Here is a 19,812-nt window from a genome sequence, read left to right on the forward strand (position 1 = left end):
AAGGCCGCGCCGCGGTCTAAAGCGAAGCCACTTCGGCTTCAGCTTCCTCAACCTTGACTGTCTTCAACCCACGCATCTGCTCACACCCCCACAACACCCGCTCCGGCGTCGCCGGGGCGTCGATTCTCGGTTGATGCCGGTAATCGCCCAGACTCGCCACGGCGTCCTTGATCGCGCACCACGCCGCGATGCCGAGCATGAACGGCGGCTCGCCCACGGCCTTGGAGTGGAACACGGTGTCTTCAGGATTCTTGCGGTTCTCCACCAGCCTGACCCGCAGGTCCAGAGGCATGTCGGCCACCGCGGGGATCTTGTAGCTGGCCGGGCCATTGGTCATCAGCTTGCCTTTGTCGTTCCATACCAATTCTTCCATGGTCAGCCAGCCCATCCCCTGGATGAAACCACCCTCGACCTGGCCGATGTCGATGGCCGGGTTCAGCGAGGCGCCGACGTCGTGGAGGATGTCGGTGCGCAGCATCTTGTATTCGCCGGTCAGCGTGTCGACGATCACTTCGGCACACGCCGCGCCGTAGGCGTAGTAGTAGAAGGGGCGGCCACGGGCCTGGCTGCGGTCGTAGTAGATTTTCGGGGTTTTGTAGAAACCGGTGCTCGACAGCGAGACCTGGGCGAAATAGGCCTGCTGCACCAGCGCCTCGAACGTCAGGATGTGATCGCGCACCCGCACATGGCCGTTGTGGAACTCCACGTCTTCCTCGCTGACCTTGTACTGGCGCGCGGCGAATTCCACCAGGCGCCGCTTGATGGTTTCGGCGGCATTCTGCGCCGCCTTGCCGTTCAGGTCGGCGCCACTGGAGGCTGCGGTCGGCGAGGTGTTCGGTACCTTGTCGGTGTTGGTCGCGGTGATCTGCACGCGGTCCATTTCCACTTGGAACACCTCGGCCACCACCTGGGCGACCTTGGTGTTCAGGCCCTGGCCCATTTCCGTGCCGCCATGGTTCAGGTGGATGCTGCCGTCGGTGTAGACGTGGATCAGCGCCCCGGCCTGGTTGAGGAAGCTGGCGGTGAACGAAATGCCGAACTTGACCGGCGTCAGCGCCAGGCCTTTCTTCAGGATCGGGCTGCCTGCGTTGTAGCGGCGGATCGCTTCGCGGCGCTCGGCGTATTGGCTGCTTTCTTCAAGCTCGGCGGTCATTTCCTCGAGCATGTTGTGCTCGACGGTCTGGTAGTAGTGCGTGACGTTGCGTTCGGTCTTGCCGTAGTAGTTGGCCTTGCGCACGGCCAGGGGATCGAGCCCCAGGTGCCGGGCGATGGCATCCATCACTTCTTCGATGGCGACCATGCCTTGGGGCCCGCCGAAACCCCGATAAGCGGTGTTCGACGCAGTGTTGGTCTTGCAGCGGTGGCCGTTGATGGTTGCATCGCCCAGGTAGTAGGCGTTGTCGGCATGGAACATCGCCCGGTCGACGATCGAGGCCGACAAATCCGGCGAGCAGCCACAGTTACCTGCCAGTTCCAGGGCGATGCCATGCAGGCGGCCGGTGCTGTCGAAGCCGACGTCGTATTCGATATAGAAGGGATGGCGCTTGCCGGTCATCAGCATGTCCTCGACCCGGGGCAGGCGCATCTTCGTTGGTTGGCCGGTGAGATGTGCGATGACGGCACACAGGCACGCCGGGCTGGCGGCCTGGGTTTCCTTGCCGCCAAAGCCGCCGCCCATGCGGCGCATGTCCACCACGACCTTGTTCATCGACACGCCGAGCACTTCGGCCACCAGTTTCTGCACTTCGGTGGGGTTCTGGGTCGAGCAGTAGACGATCATGCCGCCGTCTTCGGTCGGCATCACTGAGGAAATCTGGGTTTCCAGATAAAAGTGTTCCTGGCCGCCGATGTGCAGCGAGCCCTGGATACGATGCTCGGCGCTTGCCAGTGCCGTGGCTGAATCGCCGCGCTGGTGGGTGTGGCTGTCGAGTACGAAGTGCCGCTTGCGCAGTGCTTCGACCACGTCCAGCACCGGTTCCAGGTCTTCGTATTCGATGATTGCGGCCATGGCGGCCTTGCGTGCGGTCTCAAGGTCTTTGGCAGCAACGGCCAGCACCGGCTGGCCGACGAATTGCACGTCGTCGATCGCCAGCAGCGGGTCACCGGGCAGCAGCGGGCCGATGTCCTTCAGGCCCGGAATATCCTGGTGGGTAATGGCGATGCGCACGCCTTCGAAGGCGTAGCACGGCGTGGTATCGATGCTCAGGATCCGGGCGTGGGCGCGGTCCGACAGCCGGGCGTAGACGTGCAACTGATTCGGAAATTCCAGGCGGTCATCGATGTACTGCGCTTCGCCGGACACGTGCTTGGCGGCGCTGTCGTGCTTGACGCTGCGACCCACGCCCGTGATGAGGTCGCGGGCGAACAGCTCCGCCAGTTCTGTTTGGGTCTTCTCTACGGCGTGATGGTTAGACATAAGCGGTCACCCGAGTCTCGATGTGCGGCGTTTGCAGTTCGATGAAGTATTTGCGCAGCAGGTTGCGGGCGCTGAGCAGGCGGTACTCCTTGCTGGCGCGGAAGTCCGAGAGCGGCGTGAAGTCCTCGGCCAAGGCGATGCAGGCGCGTTCGATGGTGCTGTTTTTCCATGGCGCACCGATCAGGACGGCTTCGCAATGCTTGGCGCGCTTGGGCGTGGCGGCCATGCCGCCGAAGGCGACGCGAGCGTCCTGGACCACGCCGTTTTCGATGCGCAGGTTGAACGCCGCGCAGACGGCGGAAATGTCATCGTCCAGGCGCTTGGAAACCTTGTAGGCGCGGAACGCCTGTTCGGCGTTGGCCCGGGGCACGATGATCTTTTCGATGAATTCGCTTTCCTGCCGTGCGGTGACCCGGTAATCGAGGAAGTAGTCTTCCAGGGCCAGGGTGCGACGGACCTGGCCTTTGCACAGGACAATCTGCGCGCCGAGGGCGATCAGCAGGGGTGGCGAGTCGCCAATCGGCGAGGCGTTGCCGATGTTACCGCCCAGGGTGCCCTGATTGCGGATTTGCAACGAGGCGAAGCGCTGCAGCAACTCGCCGAAATCCGGGTATTCGGCTTGCAAGGCTTCGTAGCAATCGGAAAGAGGGGTGGCTGCGCCGATTTCCAGGCGATCGTCGAAACGCTCGACGCGCTTGAGTTCGGCGACGTTGCCGACGTAGATCATCACCGGCAGGGTGCGATGAAATTGCGTGACTTCCAGGGCCAGGTCCGTACCGCCGGCCAACAGTCGCGCCTGCGGATAGGCGTCGTAGAGATCGGCCAGGTCGGCCACGGTCAGCGGCACCAGGCAACGCTTGTCGCCGCTGTTGAGTTCGCCGGTCTCGGTGGGGGCGATGGCTTTGAGGCGGGCGATGGTCTCGGCCTCGCGGGCATCGAACTGATCCGGCTGCTTGCCGCAACAGGCCTGGGCGGCGGCGTCCAGGATCGGCCGATAGCCGGTGCAGCGGCACAGATTGCCGGCCAGGGCTTCGTGGGCCTTGTGAGCGTCGGGCTGCTCGCTGTTTTTCTGCAAGGCGAACAGCGACATGACGAAGCCCGGCGTGCAGAAACCGCATTGCGAGCCGTGGCAATCGACCATTGCCTGCTGGACACTGTGCAGTTGGCCCTGGTGCTTGAGGTCTTCGACGCTGATCAGTTGCTTGCCGTGCAGCGAGGAGACGAATGTCAGGCACGAATTGAGGCTGCGGTAGCGAATGCGTTCGCGGCCATCTGCGTCCGTTTCCAGTTCGCCAGCCACGACAGTGCACGCGCCGCAGTCGCCGCTGGCGCAGCCTTCCTTGGTGCCGGGTTTACCAACGTGTTCGCGCAGATAGTCAAGCACGGTCAGGTTCGGGTCCAGGGCGTGCTCGCTACGGAGTTCCTGGTTGAGTAAAAACTGGATCACGGAAGGCCTCGCAGATTCATTATTGTTGTATCGACGTGGGCTGAATTTAGCAGTTCTGACTTTTCGGTCAATGATTTTCTGACTTAAGGGTCAAGAAAAATCCGCTTTGTCGATTGACAACCTATTCATTGAGTATGGTCACTCTGTAGGAGCAAGCTTCGTTCCACTGGATTTTTGCTTATATCGTGCCAAAACCCGGTGCAGGCCCTGCGCCATGACGTATCGAGTGCGCTACACTGCGCCGCTTGTGCAGATCTAAGAGTTTGAAGGACAACCATGACGTTCAAGGCCCCGGACAGCCTCGCCGAGCAAATCGCCCATCATCTCGCCGAGCGCATCATTCGCGGCGAAATGAAACCGGGAGAGCGCATCCAGGAGCAGAAGGTCACGCTGGCGCTCAACGTCAGCCGCGGCTCGGTCCGCGAGGCCTTGCTGATCCTGGAGCGACGCCACTTGATCGCGATCCTGCCGCGCCGGGGTGCGCACGTCACCGAGCTGACCGAACACAAGGTGCGCAGCCTTTGTGCATTGATGAGCGAGCTGTACATCCTGCTGGGCAACGCCGTGGCCCATGGTTGGAAAGAACAGGCCGACATGGCGCCGTTCGTCGCGATCCAGCAGCGCCTCAACGACGCCTATGCGCGCCAAGACATCCGTACCTTCGTCGACGAAAGTTTCAGCGTGATGCGCGCCGCCTATCCCTTTGCCGACAACCCTTACTTGCAGGAAACCGTCGAGAACCTGCAGCCGGCCATGAGCCGCGCCTATTTCCTGGCCCTCGAACAGCGCAAGGCGGAAATGAGCGAGTTCCTAGAGTTGTTCCAGCGCCTGCTCGCCGCCGTGCTGGCCCGTGATTTGCCACAGATCCGCATCGTGCTCACGGCTTACGCCCAGCGCAGTTGCGATCTGGTGGTCTCGGCGCTGACGGCGGCCTGACGTGCGGCTCAAATGCATCAAGCTGGCGGGGTTCAAATCCTTTGTCGACCCGACGACGGTGAACTTCCCCAGCAACATGGCGGCGGTGGTAGGGCCCAATGGCTGCGGCAAATCGAACATCATCGACGCCGTGCGCTGGGTGATGGGCGAAAGCTCGGCGAAAAACCTCCGTGGCGAGTCGATGACCGACGTCATCTTCAACGGCTCCACCAGTCGCAAGCCAGTGAGCCAGGCGAGCATCGAGCTGGTCTTCGACAACTCCGACGGCACGCTGGTTGGCGAGTACGCAGCCTACGCGGAAATATCCATTCGCCGCAAAGTGACCCGCGACAGCCAGAACAGCTATTTCCTCAACGGCACCAAGTGCCGTCGGCGGGATATTACCGACATCTTCCTCGGTACTGGCCTGGGGCCGCGCAGCTACTCGATCATCGAACAGGGCATGATTTCCAAGCTGATCGAGGCCAAGCCTGAAGACTTGCGCAACTTTATCGAAGAAGCCGCCGGCATTTCCAAATACAAGGAGCGCCGGCGCGAGACCGAGAACCGTATCCGCCGTACCCATGAAAACCTCGCGCGCCTGACCGACCTTCGCGAAGAACTCGAACGCCAGCTCGAACGCTTGCACCGTCAGGCCGAGGCGGCAAAGAAATATCAGGAATACAAGGGCGAGGAGCGCCAGCTCAAGGCCCAGCTGTCGGCCCTGCGCTGGCAGGCGCTGAACGAACAGGTCGGCCAGCGCGAGGCGATCATCGGCAACCAGGAAGTCAGCTTCGAAGCGCTGGTGGCCGAGCAGCGCAACGCCGATGCCGCCATCGAGCGCCTGCGCGATGGGCACCATGACCTGTCCGAGCGCTTTAATCTGGTGCAGGGGCGCTTTTACTCCGTGGGTGGCGACATCGCCCGGGTCGAGCAGAGCATCCAGCATGGCCAGCAACGCTTGCGCCAGTTGCAGGACGACTTGAAGGAGGCCGAGCGCGCACGCCTGGAAACCGAATCGCACCTGGGCCACGACCGCACGTTGCTGCTAACGCTTGGCGAAGAACTGGAACGGCTCACGCCGGAGCAGGAACTCACCAGTGCCGCCGCCGAAGAGGCTGCTGCGGCCCTGGAAGAAGCCGAGCTGAGCATGCATGGCTGGCAGGAGCAGTGGGACAATTTCAACCTGATCTCGGCCGAACCGCGGCGTCAGGCTGAAGTCCAGCAATCGCGCATCCAGCAATTGGAAACCAGCATGGAGCGCCTCGCCGAGCGCCAGCGTCGCTTGTCCGAAGAGCGGGCGTTGCTTGCGGCGGACCCGGAAGACGCCGCGATCCTGGAACTGAGCGAGCAGCTCGCCACCAGCGAAGCCACGCTCGAAGATTTGCAGGCCAGTGAAGACGCTCAGGTCGAACGCCTTGAGCAACTGCGCCAGGCCTTGCAACTGGCCTTGCAGAACCAGCAGCAGGCCCAGGGCGAATTACAGCGGCTCAACGGGCGCCTGGCCTCGCTGGAAGCCTTGCAACAGGCCGCGTTGGACCCAGGCACCGGCACCGCCGAATGGTTGCGCGATCAGCACCTTGCCGAGCGTCCGCGCCTGGCCGAAGGCCTGAAGGTCGATGCCGGTTGGGAGCTGGCGGTAGAAACCGTGCTGGGCGCCGACTTGCAAGCGGTGCTGGTCGATGATTTCGCCGGCTTAGACCTGTCGGGCTTCAGCCAGGGCGATCTGCGCCTGCTCAGCCCGGCCGGCGATGGCGTGCGGGTGCCGGGCAGTCTGTTGGACAAAGTCGAAGCCCGGGTTGACCTGTCGCCCTGGTTGGGACAGGTCAAGCCGGTGGACAGCCTTGAGCAAGCCTTGGCCTTGCGCGGGCAATTGGCGTCCGGCGAAAGCCTGATCAGCCGTGATGGGTATTGGGTGGGACGGCATTTCCTGCGGGTGCGCCGGGCTGGCGAAGCCGAGAGCGGCATGCTCGCGCGCGGCCAGGAAATCCAGCGCCTGGGCGCCGAGCGCGAGGAACGTGAGGCCAGCGTCGAAGCCTTGGAAACCGAATTGCAGAACCTGCGGGCGCAACAGCGTCAACAGGAAAACGGCCGTGAGCATCTGCGTCGGCTGTTGCAAGATGAAGCGCGCCAGCAGGGCGAACTCAAGGCGCAGCTCTCGGCCGGCAAGGCCAAGGTTGAACAATTGGCCCTGCGTCGGACCCGTCTCGACGAAGAAATCGCCGAGTTGGGCGAGCAGCGGGCGTTGGAGCACGAACAGATCGGCGAGGCGCGCCTGCAACTGCAGGAAGCCCTCGACGCAATGGCGCTGGATACCGAGCAACGTGAATTGCTGCTGGCCCAACGCGACAGCCTTCGAGAGCGCCTGGACCGGGTGCGCCAGGAAGCGCGCCAGCACAAGGATCATGCCCATCAGTTGGCGGTACGCCTGGGCTCGCTCAAGGCCCAGCACGATTCCACACGCCAGGCCTTGGAACGGCTGGAAATGCAGTCCGAGCGCCTGACCGAAAAGCGCGAACAATTGAGCCTCAATCTGGAGGAGGGCGAGGCACCGCTGGAAGAGCTGCGCCTCAAGCTCGAAGAGTTGCTCGACAAGCGTATGAGCGTCGATGAAGAACTCAAGACCGCGCAGATCGCGTTGGAGGACGCTGACCGTGAACTGCGCGACGCCGAAAAACGTCGTAGCCAGGCCGAGCAGCAATCGCAACTGATCCGCGGCCAGATGGAACATCAGCGCATGGAATGGCAAGCCCTGACGGTGCGCCGCAAAGCCTTGCAGGACCAATTGCTGGAGGATGGCTACGACCTCGATGGTGTTCTCGCCACCCTGGTGGCGGGCGCCAACGAGAAAGACGCCGAGGAAGAGCTCGAGCGCATTGCCCAGCGCATCCAGCGCCTGGGAGCGATCAACCTGGCGGCCATCGATGAGTACCAGCAACAGTCCGAGCGCAAGCGTTACCTGGACGCCCAGAACGATGATCTGGTGGAAGCGCTGGAGACCCTGGAAAATGTCATTCGCAAGATCGACAAGGAAACCCGTAACCGTTTCAAGGATACCTTTGATCAGATCAACGGTGGTTTGCAGGCCCTTTTTCCAAAAGTTTTCGGTGGCGGCAGCGCCTACTTGGAACTGACGGGCGAAGATCTACTCGATACAGGGGTGACAATCATGGCGCGTCCTCCTGGCAAGAAGAACAGCACCATCCATTTGCTCTCCGGTGGCGAAAAAGCCTTGACCGCGCTGGCTTTGGTCTTTGCGATTTTCAAATTGAACCCGGCGCCGTTCTGCATGCTCGACGAAGTCGATGCACCATTGGACGACGCCAACGTAGGCCGTTACGCACGGCTGGTGAAGGAGATGTCCGAAACGGTGCAGTTCATCTATATCACCCACAACAAGATCGCCATGGAAATGGCCGATCAGTTGATGGGCGTGACGATGCATGAGCCGGGCTGTTCGCGACTGGTGGCAGTGGATGTGGAAGAGGCCATGGCGATGGTGGATGCTTAAAACGCCAGCAGTAGGAGTTTGCGCGAGGCGCTGTAGGACTTTTTTACCCTCTGCGCTTGCCGGACATTTCACAGATTGGCACAAGCCTATGCGACAGACGGTGTAAAGTTATCTTTGGTCGTGCTAGTTTAATGTCAATTTTTCGTATGCGTGGGCAAAACGCCATTCAGAACATAGAGTTGGCGCCACGTTTTAAAGCGGTTTGCAAATAGCTAAGCCCCTTATTTTTCAGCATTTTTATAGAGGCACGGGATTACATGGAAATCGGTCTGCGCGAGTGGCTGATCGTCATCGGCATCATTGTCATTGCCGGTATTCTTTTCGACGGCTGGCGTCGCATGCGCGGCGGCAAGGGCAAACTCAAGTTTCGCCTGGATCGCAGCCTGTCGAACCTGCCCGATGAGGACGATAACGCCGAGCTGTTGGGTCCGCCCCGGGTGCTGGACACCCACAAGGAGCCGCAGCTGGACGAACACGATTTGCCGTCCATGAGCGCGCCTGCCCGCGAGCCACGGGAGTCGGGCTCCAAGCGAGGCAAGCGCAACAGCGAGCCGTCCCAGGGGGATTTGAACCTGAACCTCGACCTGGATGGCGGCCCGAGCTTCAACAGTCGTGACGACGACTTCCCGGACGAGAGCAAGCCGTCCGGCGGCGACAAGGACCAGGCCCAGGCCGAAGAAGTGCTGGTGATCAGCGTGATCTGCCGCGACCCGTCCGGCTTCAAGGGCCCTGCGTTGCTGCAGAACATCCTGGAAAGCGGCCTGCGTTTTGGCGAGATGGACATTTTCCACCGTCACGAGAGCATGGCCGGCAACGGCGAGGTGCTGTTCTCCATGGCCAATGCCGTCAAGCCTGGCGTGTTCGATCTCGACGACATCGATCATTTCAGCACGCCGGCGGTGAGTTTCTTCCTCGGGCTGCCGGGCCCGCGCCATCCCAAGCAGGCTTTCGACGTGATGGTGGCCGCGGCTCGCAAGTTGTCCCAGGAGCTCAACGGCGAGCTGAAGGACGACCAGCGCAGCGTGCTGACCGCCCAGACCATCGAGCACTACCGCCAGCGCATCGTCGAGTTCGAGCGCCGTGCGCTGACCCAGAAGCGCTGAAGCCGGGCTGTGGGCTAGGGAGCTTTTGTGGCGCGGGGATAAATCCCTCGCCACAGGTTCTGCAGTCGGTCGGTCCAGCCAGGACTTGCCGATGGTTTAAAAAATGAGCAGCCCAGGCTGCTCTTTTGCTTTATGAGAGAACACCATGAACGCCGTCGAAACCCGCATCCTAGAGCTGCGCACCGAGCTGGATCAGCATAACTATCGCTACCACGTCCTCGACGAACCAAGCATCCCGGACGCCGAGTACGACCGGCTGTTCCACGAACTCAAGGCCCTCGAAGAGCAGCACCCGGAATTGGTCACCAGCGACTCGCCGACCCAGCGGGTTGGCAGCGTGGCTCTTTCGGCGTTCAGCCAGGTGCGTCACGAAATCCCGATGCTCAGCCTCGGCAACGCCTTCGACGAAACCACCATGCGCGAGTTCGACCGGCGTGTGACCGAAGGCCTCGACTTGCCCATGGGCGACTTGCTGGGTGGTGGTGCGGCGGTGGAATACAGCTGCGAGCCGAAGCTCGATGGCCTGGCGGTCAGCCTGTTGTATCAGGACGGCATGCTGGTGCGCGGTGCCACGCGGGGTGACGGCACCACGGGGGAGGACATCAGCGTCAACGTGCGAACCGTACGCAATATCCCCCTCAAGCTGCAGGGCAGCGGCTGGCCCCCGTTGCTGGAAGTGCGCGGCGAGGTGTACATGTCCAAGGCCGGTTTCGAACGCTTGAATGCCACCCAGCTGGAAGCGGGCGGCAAGACCTTCGCCAACCCGCGCAACGCCGCCGCGGGCAGCCTGCGCCAGTTGGACTCGCGGATCACCGCCAACCGCCCCCTGGAGTTCTGCTGCTATGGCATCGGCCAGGTGACCTCGGACATCGCCGATACTCACATCGGCAATCTCAAGCAACTCAAGGCCTGGGGCATGCCCATCAGCCGGGAGCTGAAGCTGGCCCACGGCATCGACGAATGCCTGGATTACTACCGTGACATCGGCGAGCGGCGCGATTCGCTGCCCTATGAAATCGACGGCGTGGTGTTCAAGGTCAACAGCATTGCGTCACAGCGTGAACTGGGTTTCCGCGCACGGGAGCCGCGCTGGGCTATCGCCCACAAATTCCCCGCCAGTGAAGAACTCACCGAGTTGCTGGACGTCGAGTTCCAGGTCGGCCGTACCGGCGCTGTCACGCCCGTGGCGCGGCTCAAGCCGGTGAAGGTAGCTGGCGTGACCGTGGCCAACGCTACGCTGCACAATATGGACGAGGTGGCGCGCCTGGGCCTGATGATCGGCGACACGGTGATCATTCGCCGCGCCGGCGATGTGATTCCGCAGGTGGTGCAGGTCGTTACCGAGCGGCGTCCGGACAATGCTCGTCCGGTGGAGGTGCCACAGCAGTGTCCGGTGTGCGGTTCTCACGTTGAACGCACGCAGCTGATCAAGCGCAGCAAGGGCCGCGAAACCGTCAGCGAAGGTGCGGTGTACCGCTGCGTCGGCCGCCTGGCCTGTGGCGCGCAACTCAAGCAGGCGATCATTCATTTTGTCTCGCGCCGGGCCATGGATATCGAAGGCCTCGGCGAGAAGAGCGTCGAGCAATTGGTGGATGAGGGCCTGGTGGGTTCTCCGGCGGACCTGTATGCGCTGACGTTCGAGCAGGTGGTCGACCTGGAAGGCTTCGCCGAGCTGTCGAGCAGGAATCTGCTGGCAGCGATTGTCGACAGCAAGAAGCCGAGCCTGGCGCGCTTTATCTATGCGTTGGGCATTCCAGATGTAGGCGAGGAAACCGCCAAGGTCCTGGCCCGTTCCCTCGGTTCGCTGGAGCGTGTGCAGGCGGCGTTGCCGCACGTGCTGACGTACCTTCCGGATGTCGGCCTCGAAGTCGCCCATGAGATCCACAGCTTCTTCGAAGACCCGCACAATCGCCAGGTGATCAAGGATTTGCTGCGCCATGGCCTGCAGATTCAGGATCAGGGCGAGCTGAGCGCGGAATTCTCCGCCAGCACCACCCTGGGCGGCTTCCTCGACAAGCTGCACATTCCGTCGGTCGGGCCGGGCGGTGCGCAAAAGCTGGCGGACAAGTTCGGCTCACTCGAAGCGGTCATGGATGCCGATTGGCTGGACATGCGCCAAGCGCTGCCGGAAAAACAGGCCAACGCTGTGCGCGAGTTCTTCGCCATCGCCGCCAATCGCGAGCAGGCCTTGGCCGCTGAGCAGCAACTGCGGGATTTCGGCATGCACTGGCAGAGCGAGAAAAAAGTCGTCGAGGGATTGCCTGAAGCGGGGCACACCTGGGTCCTGACCGGTTCGCTGGAGCTGATGAGTCGCGATGTCGCCAAGGACAAGCTGGAAAGCCTGGGAGCCAAGGTCGCCGGTTCCGTGTCGGCGAAGACCCACTGCGTGGTCGCTGGGCCGGGTGCCGGTTCGAAATTGACCAAGGCCAACGAGCTGGGGCTCAAGGTGCTCGATGAACAAGCCTTTGTCGAATTCCTGACAGGGCATGGCGTCGCGCTCTGAGGGTCCTCGGCTTATTTGTGGCGAGGGAGCTTGTACCCTCGCCACGGTTTATCGGCGTCATGACCCAGTGATTTGGAACGATCATGAACGTAAGGCGATCTAGTCTTGCAGGCTCCAGGGAGAGATCGCCATGTACCGCTTCTTCGAACAACTGAGCTCACGCATCGCCGCGCCGTTTCTGGGCGATCGATCACGTAACAGTAAGATCTGGCCGTGTCGTTGCGGTCAGTCGCTGTTCTTTCGCAACAGCCAATGCCTGGCCTGCCTGGCGGCGCTGGGCTATCAGCCGGAGCAGAGTCGCCTGTCGTCCCTGCAACCCGGCGAGCAGCCTGGTACCTGGACCTTGGATGTCGACCCGCAGGCCGGACTGTTCCGTCGCTGCGCCAATCTCGATACCCCCGCGGCCTGCAACTGGCTGCTGCCAGCCAGCGGGCAAGACACGCTGTGCATCGCCTGCAGCCTGAACCGCACGATTCCCGACCTGTCGATCCCGGAAAACCCTGAACGCTGGTGCAAGGTCGAAACCGCCAAGCGTCGTCTCGTGGCACAACTTATTACCCTCGGCCTGCCGGTCATCCCGAAGACCGCCGACGACAACATCGGCCTGGCCTTCGACTTCATCGGCGTCGATCCCGACGGAAAACCGCCGACGACCGGGCACGCCAGCGGCCTTGTCACCCTCGACATCAAGGAAGCCGACGATGCTCATCGCGAGCACGTGCGCCAGCAGATGCACGAGCCGTATCGCACGTTGCTCGGGCATTTTCGTCACGAGGTCGGCCATTATTATTGGGATCGGTTGATTGCCGACAGCCATTGGCTGGAGCCGTTTCGCACGCTGTTCGGCGATGAGCGTGCCAGTTATTCCGAGGCTTTGGAGCGGCATTACCAACAAGGCGCGCCGCTGGATTGGCAAAGCCGCTACGTGAGCGCCTACGCCACCATGCATCCCTGGGAAGACTGGGCCGAAACCTGGGCCCATTACCTGCACATGATGGACGCCGTCGACACCGCGTTGGGCTTCGGCATGAGTGCGCGGGAAATGGATTTCGACTACCAGCCGTTCCCCCCCGAGACCTTGTACGATGCCGAACACGCAGGCGGCGCGGCCTTCCTTTCGTTCGTCAATGCGTGGATCGAGCTGGCCGGCATGCTCAACGAATTGTCCCGCAGCATGGGTCAGCCGGATTTCTACCCGTTCGTCGTACCGGCGGCGGTGATCACCAAATTGCATTTCATCCATCTGGTGATCCAGGAGGAGGGCGGTCGGGCGGATGAGGTGTTGTTGTAGGTCCTATGGATGGAAGCCGGCATCCTATCGAATGTGCCGACGCCTTTGCGAGCAGGCTTTGCTCCCACAGCAAGTGCTTGAACATCTTCGGTTTTTTCAATATGACACGAACGGTTGTAACTTCTTGTCAGATAGGTACAATGGCGCGGCTCGCCGTCAGGCGGGCGTCGTTATGGTGACCCCATCGGTCCCCCCGCAACGATTACCCGTGAACCTGGTCAGATCCGGAAGGAAGCAGCCACAGCGGGAACATTGTGTGCCGGGGTGTGGCTGGTGGGGTTGCCTCCATAACGCTCCAGGCCTTCGTTCGCAAGGTCTGCCAAAATTCTCCATGATTTCTTTTTTTGCGCCGGGTTCGGTCAATGTTCCCTGCTGTCCAAGTGTCGTGCGCTCACGCGTTTTCCTACCGTTGATCGGGACTGTCAGATCTGACAGTAGAGCCGGATGCCCCTTTTTCCTACGTTCGTGTGCGTCAGGCACCTGTTGATCGAGTACCCAATCCATGGGGCTTTGCAGTCGCAGGGGCGCGCAGCCAGGGGCAAGCTCATGAGCGAAGACAGAGTATCAACGCAAGGCGCAAGCGGCATCGCGGTCAAGTTCGCTGCGGCGCTCGGATGGTTGGCATTGTTTCTCCAGCTTTATCTGATCCTGGCTTCGCGCTGGCAGGATGGGAGGAGTTTGCTGGGGGGAGTGGATGTCTTTTTCAGTTATTTCACGGTGCTGACCAATATTTTGGTAGCGGTGGTGCTGACGTTCGCTGCTACCTCAGGCGATTCGCCGTTGCGGCGCTTCTTCCTTCGGCCGTCCGTACAGGGCGGGGTGGTTGCCGCCATCGTATTGGTCTGCCTGGCCTACAACCTGCTGCTGCGTCACACCTGGAATCCCCAGGGTTTGCAATGGGTGGCCGATGAGTTGCTGCACGACGTGATGCCTATCCTGTTTGTCATCTATTGGTGGTTCTGCGTGCCAAAGGGAATCTTGCGCTGGAGCAGTGTGTGGCCGTGGCTGATCTACCCCTTGGTCTATTTCATTTACATCCTGATACGCGGCCGCTGGGTCGGCTCCTATCCTTATCCCTTCATCGAAGTGGATCGATTGGGTTATCCGCAGACCCTGACTAATGCGTTGATGGTGCTGGTGGGTTTTTTGCTGGTGTCTTGGGTGGTCGTGGCCGTGGATCGGGCGAGAGGCAAGGGTTGATCGGTTTGGACTGCCAGCCCGGCAACGCTTGCGATCTGCCAGGCATCGCCCGTTTCACATCGCATCAAGGCTTGGCCAGCGCCTGGTCGACCGCCGCAATCAGCTTCCCGAGGTCTTTCGGGGTGGCTTTGTGGATGACGCTGAACAGGTACGCCCGTTGCTCGTCTTCGTCGCCCATGTCTGCGAAAAAAACCTTGGGCTGGACGTCCAGTACGTTGGCAAGCAGGAGCAATGCTTCGACGCTGGGAGTGTAGGTACCGGTTTCGAAGCGGCTGATGGTTTTCGGGTCAAAACCGGTCTTTTCGCCAAGTTCAGCCTGAGTCAGCCCCGCTACTTTGCGGTAGCGTCTGATGGCTGGACCCAGACTTGAAATTTGCATCGCTTAATTCCCATTCAGAATCAAGAACTTAACGATAGATTTTCGCATTAGGCAACCGCGCGTTCCATCACCTTGCTTTGCAAAATGTGATGTGTTTCGTAGAATCGGCCTTTGGTACGGGAGTTTGGTGTTCTGCTTTGGAAGCCGGGCGTGTGGGTAGGCCGGGGCTCGTGCTTCTTTTCGCAGTGACACAAGGCGGGGCTAGGAGGGTTCAGGCCGCACCGCCAGCGTCCGTACTCCAGCTTTCTCAAGGTATTTGAGCCTAGTTGATTTTCGCCCGTCCGGGGGGCGGTGCAACCGCGCGCGACAAACGAGCCTGACTCATGGATGACTGCTTCGATGGATAAGAAGTACCGCAGGGCTGTCGACGCCGCCGCCATTTTTTCCGAAACCGACTTGAACGGGCGTATCACGTACGTCAACGATCAGTTTTGCGAGCTGTTTGGCTACCCGCGCGATGAGCTGCTGGGGGAGAGCCACCGGCTCCTCAATTCCGGCCAGCATCCCGGTGAGTTCTTCAGTGCCATGTGGCGGACTATCGCCGTGGGAAAAGTCTGGAAGGGTGAAATCTGCAATCGGGCCAAGGACGGTACGCTGCATTGGGTCGATACCACGCTGGTGCCGGTAGCCGACGAAACCACGGGGCGCGTCGAGCGTTATCTGGCGATCCGTTTCGATGTCAGCGAAAAACGTCGCCTGCTGCATTCACTGCAATGGCGTGTCGGTCATGACGTGCTCACGGGGTTGCCCAATCGCACCTACTTGTCCGACCTGCTGGACCAGGCGCTTGAATTTTCCCAGGTGGAAAACCTGCCCCTCGCCGTGTGCATGCTCGACCTGGACGGTTTCAAGGCAGTCAACGATGGTTATGGCCACGCCAGCGGTGATCGATTGCTGATAGAGGTCGCCAGGCGGTTGCGCAGCATTGTGCGCGGCGAGGACGTTGTCGCTCGACTGGCCGGGGATGAGTTTGTGCTGGTGTTGCGTCATGTGCATGGCATGGACGAGCTGCACGCGGCATTGAACCGGGTGCTGGTCGCGGTCTCCATGCCTTACGTCATCGACGGCAAGAGCATCAATGTTTTCGCCAGCGTCGGTGTCACCCTGTTTCCCTGGGATAACGAGGACGCCGATACGTTGCTGCGCCACGCCGACCAGGCGATGTATGTGGCCAAGCAGAGCGGTCGCAATCGTTTCCATCTGTTCGATGTGTCCAGGGATAAAGAGGTGCGGGCCACCTACCAGACCGTTGAGCGGGTCCGCCAAGCCCTGGCTGACAATGAGCTGCGGCTGCATTTCCAGCCCAAGGTCAACATGCGCAATGGTGCAGTGGTAGGTCTCGAGGCGTTGTTGCGTTGGAAACACCCGCAGCGTGGGCTGGTGCCGCCGCGTGAGTTCCTGCCGTTGGTGGAAGAGACCGACCTGATTGTCGAGGTGGGCGAATGGGTCATGGAGCAGGTGCTGACCCAGCTACAGCAATGGCAACGTGTGGGGCAGGGGTGGCCGGTGAGCATCAACATATCGGCGCGGCACTTCCAGCGGGCGGATTTCGTCGAGCGGTTGCAGGCAATGTTGGAACGGCATCCGGCGGTGTCCCCGCGCATGCTCGACCTGCAGATTGTCGAGTCGGTCGCGGTGGAAAATCTCGCCCAGGTCAGCGCCTGCCTCCAGGCCTGCCAAGCCTTGGGGGTAGCGTTCTCCCTGGGTGGATTCGGCACGGGCCATTGTTCGCTCAACGACCTCAAGCACTTGCGTACGCAAACCATCAAAATCGACAAGACATTCGTGCGCGATATTCTTCAAGACCGGGATGACCTGGCGTTGACCAAGGCGGTGATCGGCCTGGCCCGGGCATTTGGTCGCCAGGTGGTCGCGGAGGGCCTGGACAGCCTCGAGCACGGTCAGTTGCTGCTGCGCCTGGGCTGCGAGGTGGCCCAAGGGTATTTCATCGCCCGGCCCATGCCGGCCGGCCAGGTGCCCGGCTGGGCGAAGAGCTTTGTCCCGCCACCGCAATGGCAGGCCCTGCCTGGAAGTCACGGAGACGCGACGTCGGCCTGCGACCCTTCGGAGCGGCCGGTATAGAGCTGGATGATCGCGTCGATTTCCCCGGACATCTTCATGTTCAACAAGGTGCGCAGGATGCGCTGTGCCGGAATCTTCGGATCATTGCGCACATAGCAGCTCAGTCGCTGTTCCTGGAGGACGGCGACTTCATGTAGCTGTCGGTCAGCGCTGTGACGCTGGTTGAACCAGTCCAGCGCCCATTGATTACTGACCGCATAGCGATAGCGCCCGGCCAACAGTTTTGCCAACACTTGATCCTGGCTACGCGCATCGTCACGCCGCAGGTGGCCGCTGTCGAACAATGGCTGCAGGGTGGGATAGCTGTAGCTGAGCACGGTACCAATGGACTGTTGCGTGAGCGCCCGTGGCGTTATGCGGGCGGGAGCGCTGGCCGAACCGACGAGCACATCGCGCTGGAAGAATAGCGGGACACTCCACAGATAATCCCCGCCTTTATCCTTTACCCAATCAGGCGAGACGTAACAGCGCAGGTCTATTTCGCCATGCTCCATGGCGCTGTCCAGTCTTGCGCGGGCCAGGATATGGAATTGCGCCGGCATGCCCACCTGCGTCGCCAGGCTGGTCATGATGTCCGGCAGGATGCCCTGGGTCGGGCGGTCTCTATCGATCTGCACCATGGGCATGGCCCAGCCATCGGCGATGGCGAAACGCAAGGGGGCCTCATCAGCGAAACATCCCGTTCCCAATAACAGCAAAGCCCCCATGGCCAAGCGCATAAACTCTCCTGACTGAACAAAAGCGTGTCGACAACCGAGCTTTCCAACCAAGCTTAGTCAGATTAGACGAGTACACCGGATGCAATTTCGCCCCTGCTCCGCTAGCATTAGCCGCTTATGTTCCTTCGTTGCGACGGTTTTCGATGAGTTATCAGGTTCTTGCACGTAAATGGCGTCCGCGCTCGTTCCGCGAAATGGTCGGCCAGACCCATGTGCTCAAGGCTCTGATCAATGCCTTGGACAGCCAGCGGCTGCACCATGCCTATCTGTTCACCGGCACCCGCGGCGTGGGCAAGACCACCATCGCGCGGATCATTGCCAAGTGCGTGAACTGTGAAACCGGTATCACTTCGACGCCTTGCGGCGAATGTTCGGTCTGTCGGGAAATCGACGAAGGTCGTTTTGTCGACCTGATCGAAATAGACGCCGCGAGCCGCACCAAGGTCGAGGACACCCGCGAGCTGCTCGACAACGTGCAGTACGCCCCGAGCCGTGGGCGCTTCAAGGTCTACCTGATCGACGAAGTGCACATGCTCTCCAGTCATTCCTTCAATGCGCTGCTCAAGACGCTTGAAGAGCCGCCGCCCTACGTCAAGTTCATCCTGGCGACCACCGACCCGCAGAAACTCCCTGCAACGATTCTGTCGCGCTGCTTGCAGTTCTCCCTGAAGAACATGACGCCGGAACGCGTCGTGGAGCACCTGACGCATGTGCTGGGTGTCGAGAACGTGCCGTTCGAGGACGATGCGCTGTGGCTGCTGGGACGCGCCGCCGACGGTTCGATGCGTGACGCCATGAGCCTGACCGACCAGGCCATCGCCTTCGGTGAAGGCAAGGTCATGGCTGCCGAGGTGCGCGCCATGCTCGGCACCCTCGATCACGGCCAGGTCTACGACGTTTTGCATGCGCTGATCGAAGGGGACGCAAAAGCGTTGCTGGAAGCGGTGCGCCACTTGGCTGAGCAGGGGCCGGACTGGAACGGCGTGCTTTCGGAGATTCTCAACGTGCTGCACCGGGTCGCCATCGCCCAGGCCTTGCCCGAGGGGGTCGACAACGGCCATGGTGACCGGGACCGCGTGCTGGCTCTGGCCCAGGCGCTGCCTGCCGAAGACGTGCAATTCTATTATCAGATGGGCCTGATCGGTCGTCGCGACCTGCCCTTGGCACCGGATCCGCGTGGCGGCTTCGAGATGGTGCTGCTGCGAATGCTTGCGTTCCGACCGGCCGATACGGCGGACGCGCCGAGACAAGCGCTAAAGCCAGTGGGGATCAGCCAGGCCACAGCTGATTCCGCCAAGCCAGTGGCTGCCACGCCCGTTGTTGCGTCGGCAGTGGCTTGTGCTCCGGTAGCGGCGCCCGCGGCCCAACCGGCGCCTGTCGTTACCACGCCGGAGCCGGTCGTCGAGTCGGCACCTGAGCCAGTCGTCGAGGCGCTCCCCGGGCCCGTCGCCGAAGAAGTCATCGACCTGCCTTGGAACGACCCGGTCGAGCCGGAAGTTGTCCAGCAACCCGCCGTGGAGCCCGTACTGGAAACCATCGCCGAGCAGCCCGAGCTGCCGCCGATGCCCATGCCGACCCCTGACAGCGTTGTGCCCGACGCACCCGAGTGGGTGGCTGCGCCGATGCCGGAGCCAACAGTGGCCGATGTCGATGTCGCGACGCCGGGCATCGACCTGGACGACGAGCCGCCGCTGGATGAGGATTACATCGAGCCGGACATGGATTCGGCCTACAGCTACCTGGATGACCTGGCCAGTGAGCATGCCGCCGAGCCGGCCCCGGAGCCCGAGCCGGAACCAGCGGCGATGCCGGCCACCGGGCTGGCCCTGCAATGGCTGGAGCTGTTCCCCAAGCTGCAGATCAGCGGCATGACCGGCAGCATCGCCGCCAACTGTACGTTGATCTCGATCGAGGGCGACCATTGGTTGCTGCATCTGGATCCGGCCCATAGCGCGCTGTTCAACGCGACCCAGCAGCGTCGCCTCAACGATGCGCTGAACCAGTACCACCAGCGCACTCTCACGTTGACCATCGAGCTGATCAAGCCCGAGCAGGAAACCCCGGCCCAGGCCGCGTCCCGGCGCCGTGCCGACCGACAGCGCGAAGCCGAGGAGTCCATCCACAACGATCCGTTCATCCAGCAGATGATGCAACAGTTCGGCGCCGTGGTCCGTCACGATACTATCGAACCTGTCGAGGCCCCGGTCACCCAGGGCTCATAACTGAAGGCGCCGGGCCGGGCAGGC

The 19,812-nt window shown here is 61.6% G+C and carries 12 protein-coding genes and 1 other RNA gene; 9 read left to right on the forward strand and 4 right to left on the reverse strand.

The annotated features are described in order from the left end of the window. Positions 1-16 precede the first annotated feature (16 nt). Positions 17-2,416 (reverse strand): xanthine dehydrogenase molybdopterin binding subunit, encoded by a 2,400-nt coding sequence (gene xdhB, locus JZ00_RS09840; RefSeq protein ID WP_039589035.1) that lies wholly within the window; start codon positions 2,414-2,416, stop codon positions 17-19. After that, on the reverse strand, positions 2,409-3,863 hold the full coding sequence (gene xdhA, locus JZ00_RS09845) for a xanthine dehydrogenase small subunit (protein WP_039589036.1): 1,455 nt from the start codon (positions 3,861-3,863) through the stop codon (positions 2,409-2,411). The genes xdhB and xdhA overlap by 8 nt, the downstream gene beginning before the upstream one ends. A 276-nt stretch (positions 3,864-4,139) precedes the next feature. Here xdhA and JZ00_RS09850 point away from each other — a divergent pair, with 276 nt between their 5' ends. The 7 genes from JZ00_RS09850 (at position 4,140) to JZ00_RS09875 (ending at position 14,386) form a co-directional block, all read left to right on the forward strand. Next, a complete protein-coding gene (locus JZ00_RS09850; protein ID WP_039589037.1) occupies positions 4,140-4,799 on the forward strand; it encodes a GntR family transcriptional regulator in 660 nt (219 codons plus the stop codon). A 1-nt stretch (position 4,800) separates the two neighbouring features. Continuing rightward, entirely contained in the window at positions 4,801-8,289 is a 3,489-nt protein-coding gene (gene smc, locus JZ00_RS09855) for a chromosome segregation protein SMC (RefSeq protein ID WP_039589038.1), read from the forward strand. 257 nt (positions 8,290-8,546) lie between these two features. Beyond that, complete coding sequence (gene zipA / locus JZ00_RS09860; RefSeq protein WP_039589039.1) at positions 8,547-9,392, forward strand: cell division protein ZipA; 846 nt, start codon at positions 8,547-8,549, stop codon at positions 9,390-9,392. Positions 9,393-9,537: 145 nt separating this feature from the next. Further along, positions 9,538-11,895, forward strand: a complete 2,358-nt coding sequence (gene ligA / locus JZ00_RS09865; RefSeq protein ID WP_039589040.1) for an NAD-dependent DNA ligase LigA — start codon at positions 9,538-9,540, stop codon at positions 11,893-11,895. A 130-nt stretch (positions 11,896-12,025) separates the two neighbouring features. Then, a complete protein-coding gene (locus JZ00_RS09870) occupies positions 12,026-13,186 on the forward strand; it encodes a zinc-binding metallopeptidase family protein (RefSeq protein WP_039589041.1) in 1,161 nt (386 codons plus the stop codon). Positions 13,187-13,368: 182 nt separating this feature from the next. Beyond that, positions 13,369-13,465: signal recognition particle sRNA small type (gene ffs / locus JZ00_RS30100), an RNA gene on the forward strand. Between the two features lie 267 nt (positions 13,466-13,732). Beyond that, positions 13,733-14,386, forward strand: a complete 654-nt coding sequence (locus JZ00_RS09875; RefSeq protein ID WP_046509573.1) for a Pr6Pr family membrane protein — start codon at positions 13,733-13,735, stop codon at positions 14,384-14,386. Positions 14,387-14,450: 64 nt separating this feature from the next. On the opposite strand, the gene JZ00_RS09880 is transcribed toward JZ00_RS09875, so the two are convergent. Continuing rightward, a complete protein-coding gene (locus tag JZ00_RS09880) occupies positions 14,451-14,765 on the reverse strand; it encodes a helix-turn-helix domain-containing protein (protein ID WP_039589042.1) in 315 nt (104 codons plus the stop codon). Between the two features lie 339 nt (positions 14,766-15,104). Here JZ00_RS09880 and JZ00_RS09885 point away from each other — a divergent pair, with 339 nt between their 5' ends. Continuing rightward, the gene (locus JZ00_RS09885) at positions 15,105-16,847 is read left to right on the forward strand and encodes a putative bifunctional diguanylate cyclase/phosphodiesterase (RefSeq protein ID WP_039589043.1); all 1,743 of its coding nucleotides are present in this window, start codon (positions 15,105-15,107) and stop codon (positions 16,845-16,847) included. Here the strand turns inward: JZ00_RS09885 and JZ00_RS09890 are convergent. Then, on the reverse strand, positions 16,799-17,566 hold the full coding sequence (locus tag JZ00_RS09890; RefSeq protein ID WP_039589044.1) for a substrate-binding periplasmic protein: 768 nt from the start codon (positions 17,564-17,566) through the stop codon (positions 16,799-16,801). The genes JZ00_RS09885 and JZ00_RS09890 overlap by 49 nt on opposite strands. A 143-nt stretch (positions 17,567-17,709) precedes the next feature. Here JZ00_RS09890 and dnaX point away from each other — a divergent pair, with 143 nt between their 5' ends. Further along, positions 17,710-19,788 carry a DNA polymerase III subunit gamma/tau gene (dnaX, locus tag JZ00_RS09895; RefSeq protein WP_039589045.1) on the forward strand — a complete coding sequence of 693 codons (2,079 nt, stop codon included), beginning with the start codon at positions 17,710-17,712 and terminating at the stop codon, positions 19,786-19,788. Positions 19,789-19,812: the final 24 nt, after the last annotated feature.

Source organism: Pseudomonas frederiksbergensis, from assembly GCF_000802155.2.
GTDB classification, from domain to species: domain Bacteria; phylum Pseudomonadota; class Gammaproteobacteria; order Pseudomonadales; family Pseudomonadaceae; genus Aquipseudomonas; species Aquipseudomonas frederiksbergensis_A.

What these genes read in the sequence shown, in the direction of transcription:
- zipA (WP_039589039.1), top strand. Translation starts at nt 8,547, where the DNA reads ATGGAAATCGGTCTGCGCGAGTGGCTGATCGTCATCGGCATCATTGTC.
- JZ00_RS09870 (WP_039589041.1), top strand. Translation starts at nt 12,026, where the DNA reads ATGTACCGCTTCTTCGAACAACTGAGCTCACGCATCGCCGCGCCGTTT.
- JZ00_RS09880 (WP_039589042.1), bottom strand. Translation starts at nt 14,765, where the DNA reads ATGCAAATTTCAAGTCTGGGTCCAGCCATCAGACGCTACCGCAAAGTA.
- JZ00_RS09885 (WP_039589043.1), top strand. Translation starts at nt 15,105, where the DNA reads ATGGATAAGAAGTACCGCAGGGCTGTCGACGCCGCCGCCATTTTTTCC.
- xdhB (WP_039589035.1), bottom strand. Translation starts at nt 2,416, where the DNA reads ATGTCTAACCATCACGCCGTAGAGAAGACCCAAACAGAACTGGCGGAG.
- JZ00_RS09890 (WP_039589044.1), bottom strand. Translation starts at nt 17,566, where the DNA reads ATGCGCTTGGCCATGGGGGCTTTGCTGTTATTGGGAACGGGATGTTTC.
- JZ00_RS09850 (WP_039589037.1), top strand. Translation starts at nt 4,140, where the DNA reads ATGACGTTCAAGGCCCCGGACAGCCTCGCCGAGCAAATCGCCCATCAT.
- JZ00_RS09875 (WP_046509573.1), top strand. Translation starts at nt 13,733, where the DNA reads ATGAGCGAAGACAGAGTATCAACGCAAGGCGCAAGCGGCATCGCGGTC.
- dnaX (WP_039589045.1), top strand. Translation starts at nt 17,710, where the DNA reads ATGAGTTATCAGGTTCTTGCACGTAAATGGCGTCCGCGCTCGTTCCGC.
- ligA (WP_039589040.1), top strand. Translation starts at nt 9,538, where the DNA reads ATGAACGCCGTCGAAACCCGCATCCTAGAGCTGCGCACCGAGCTGGAT.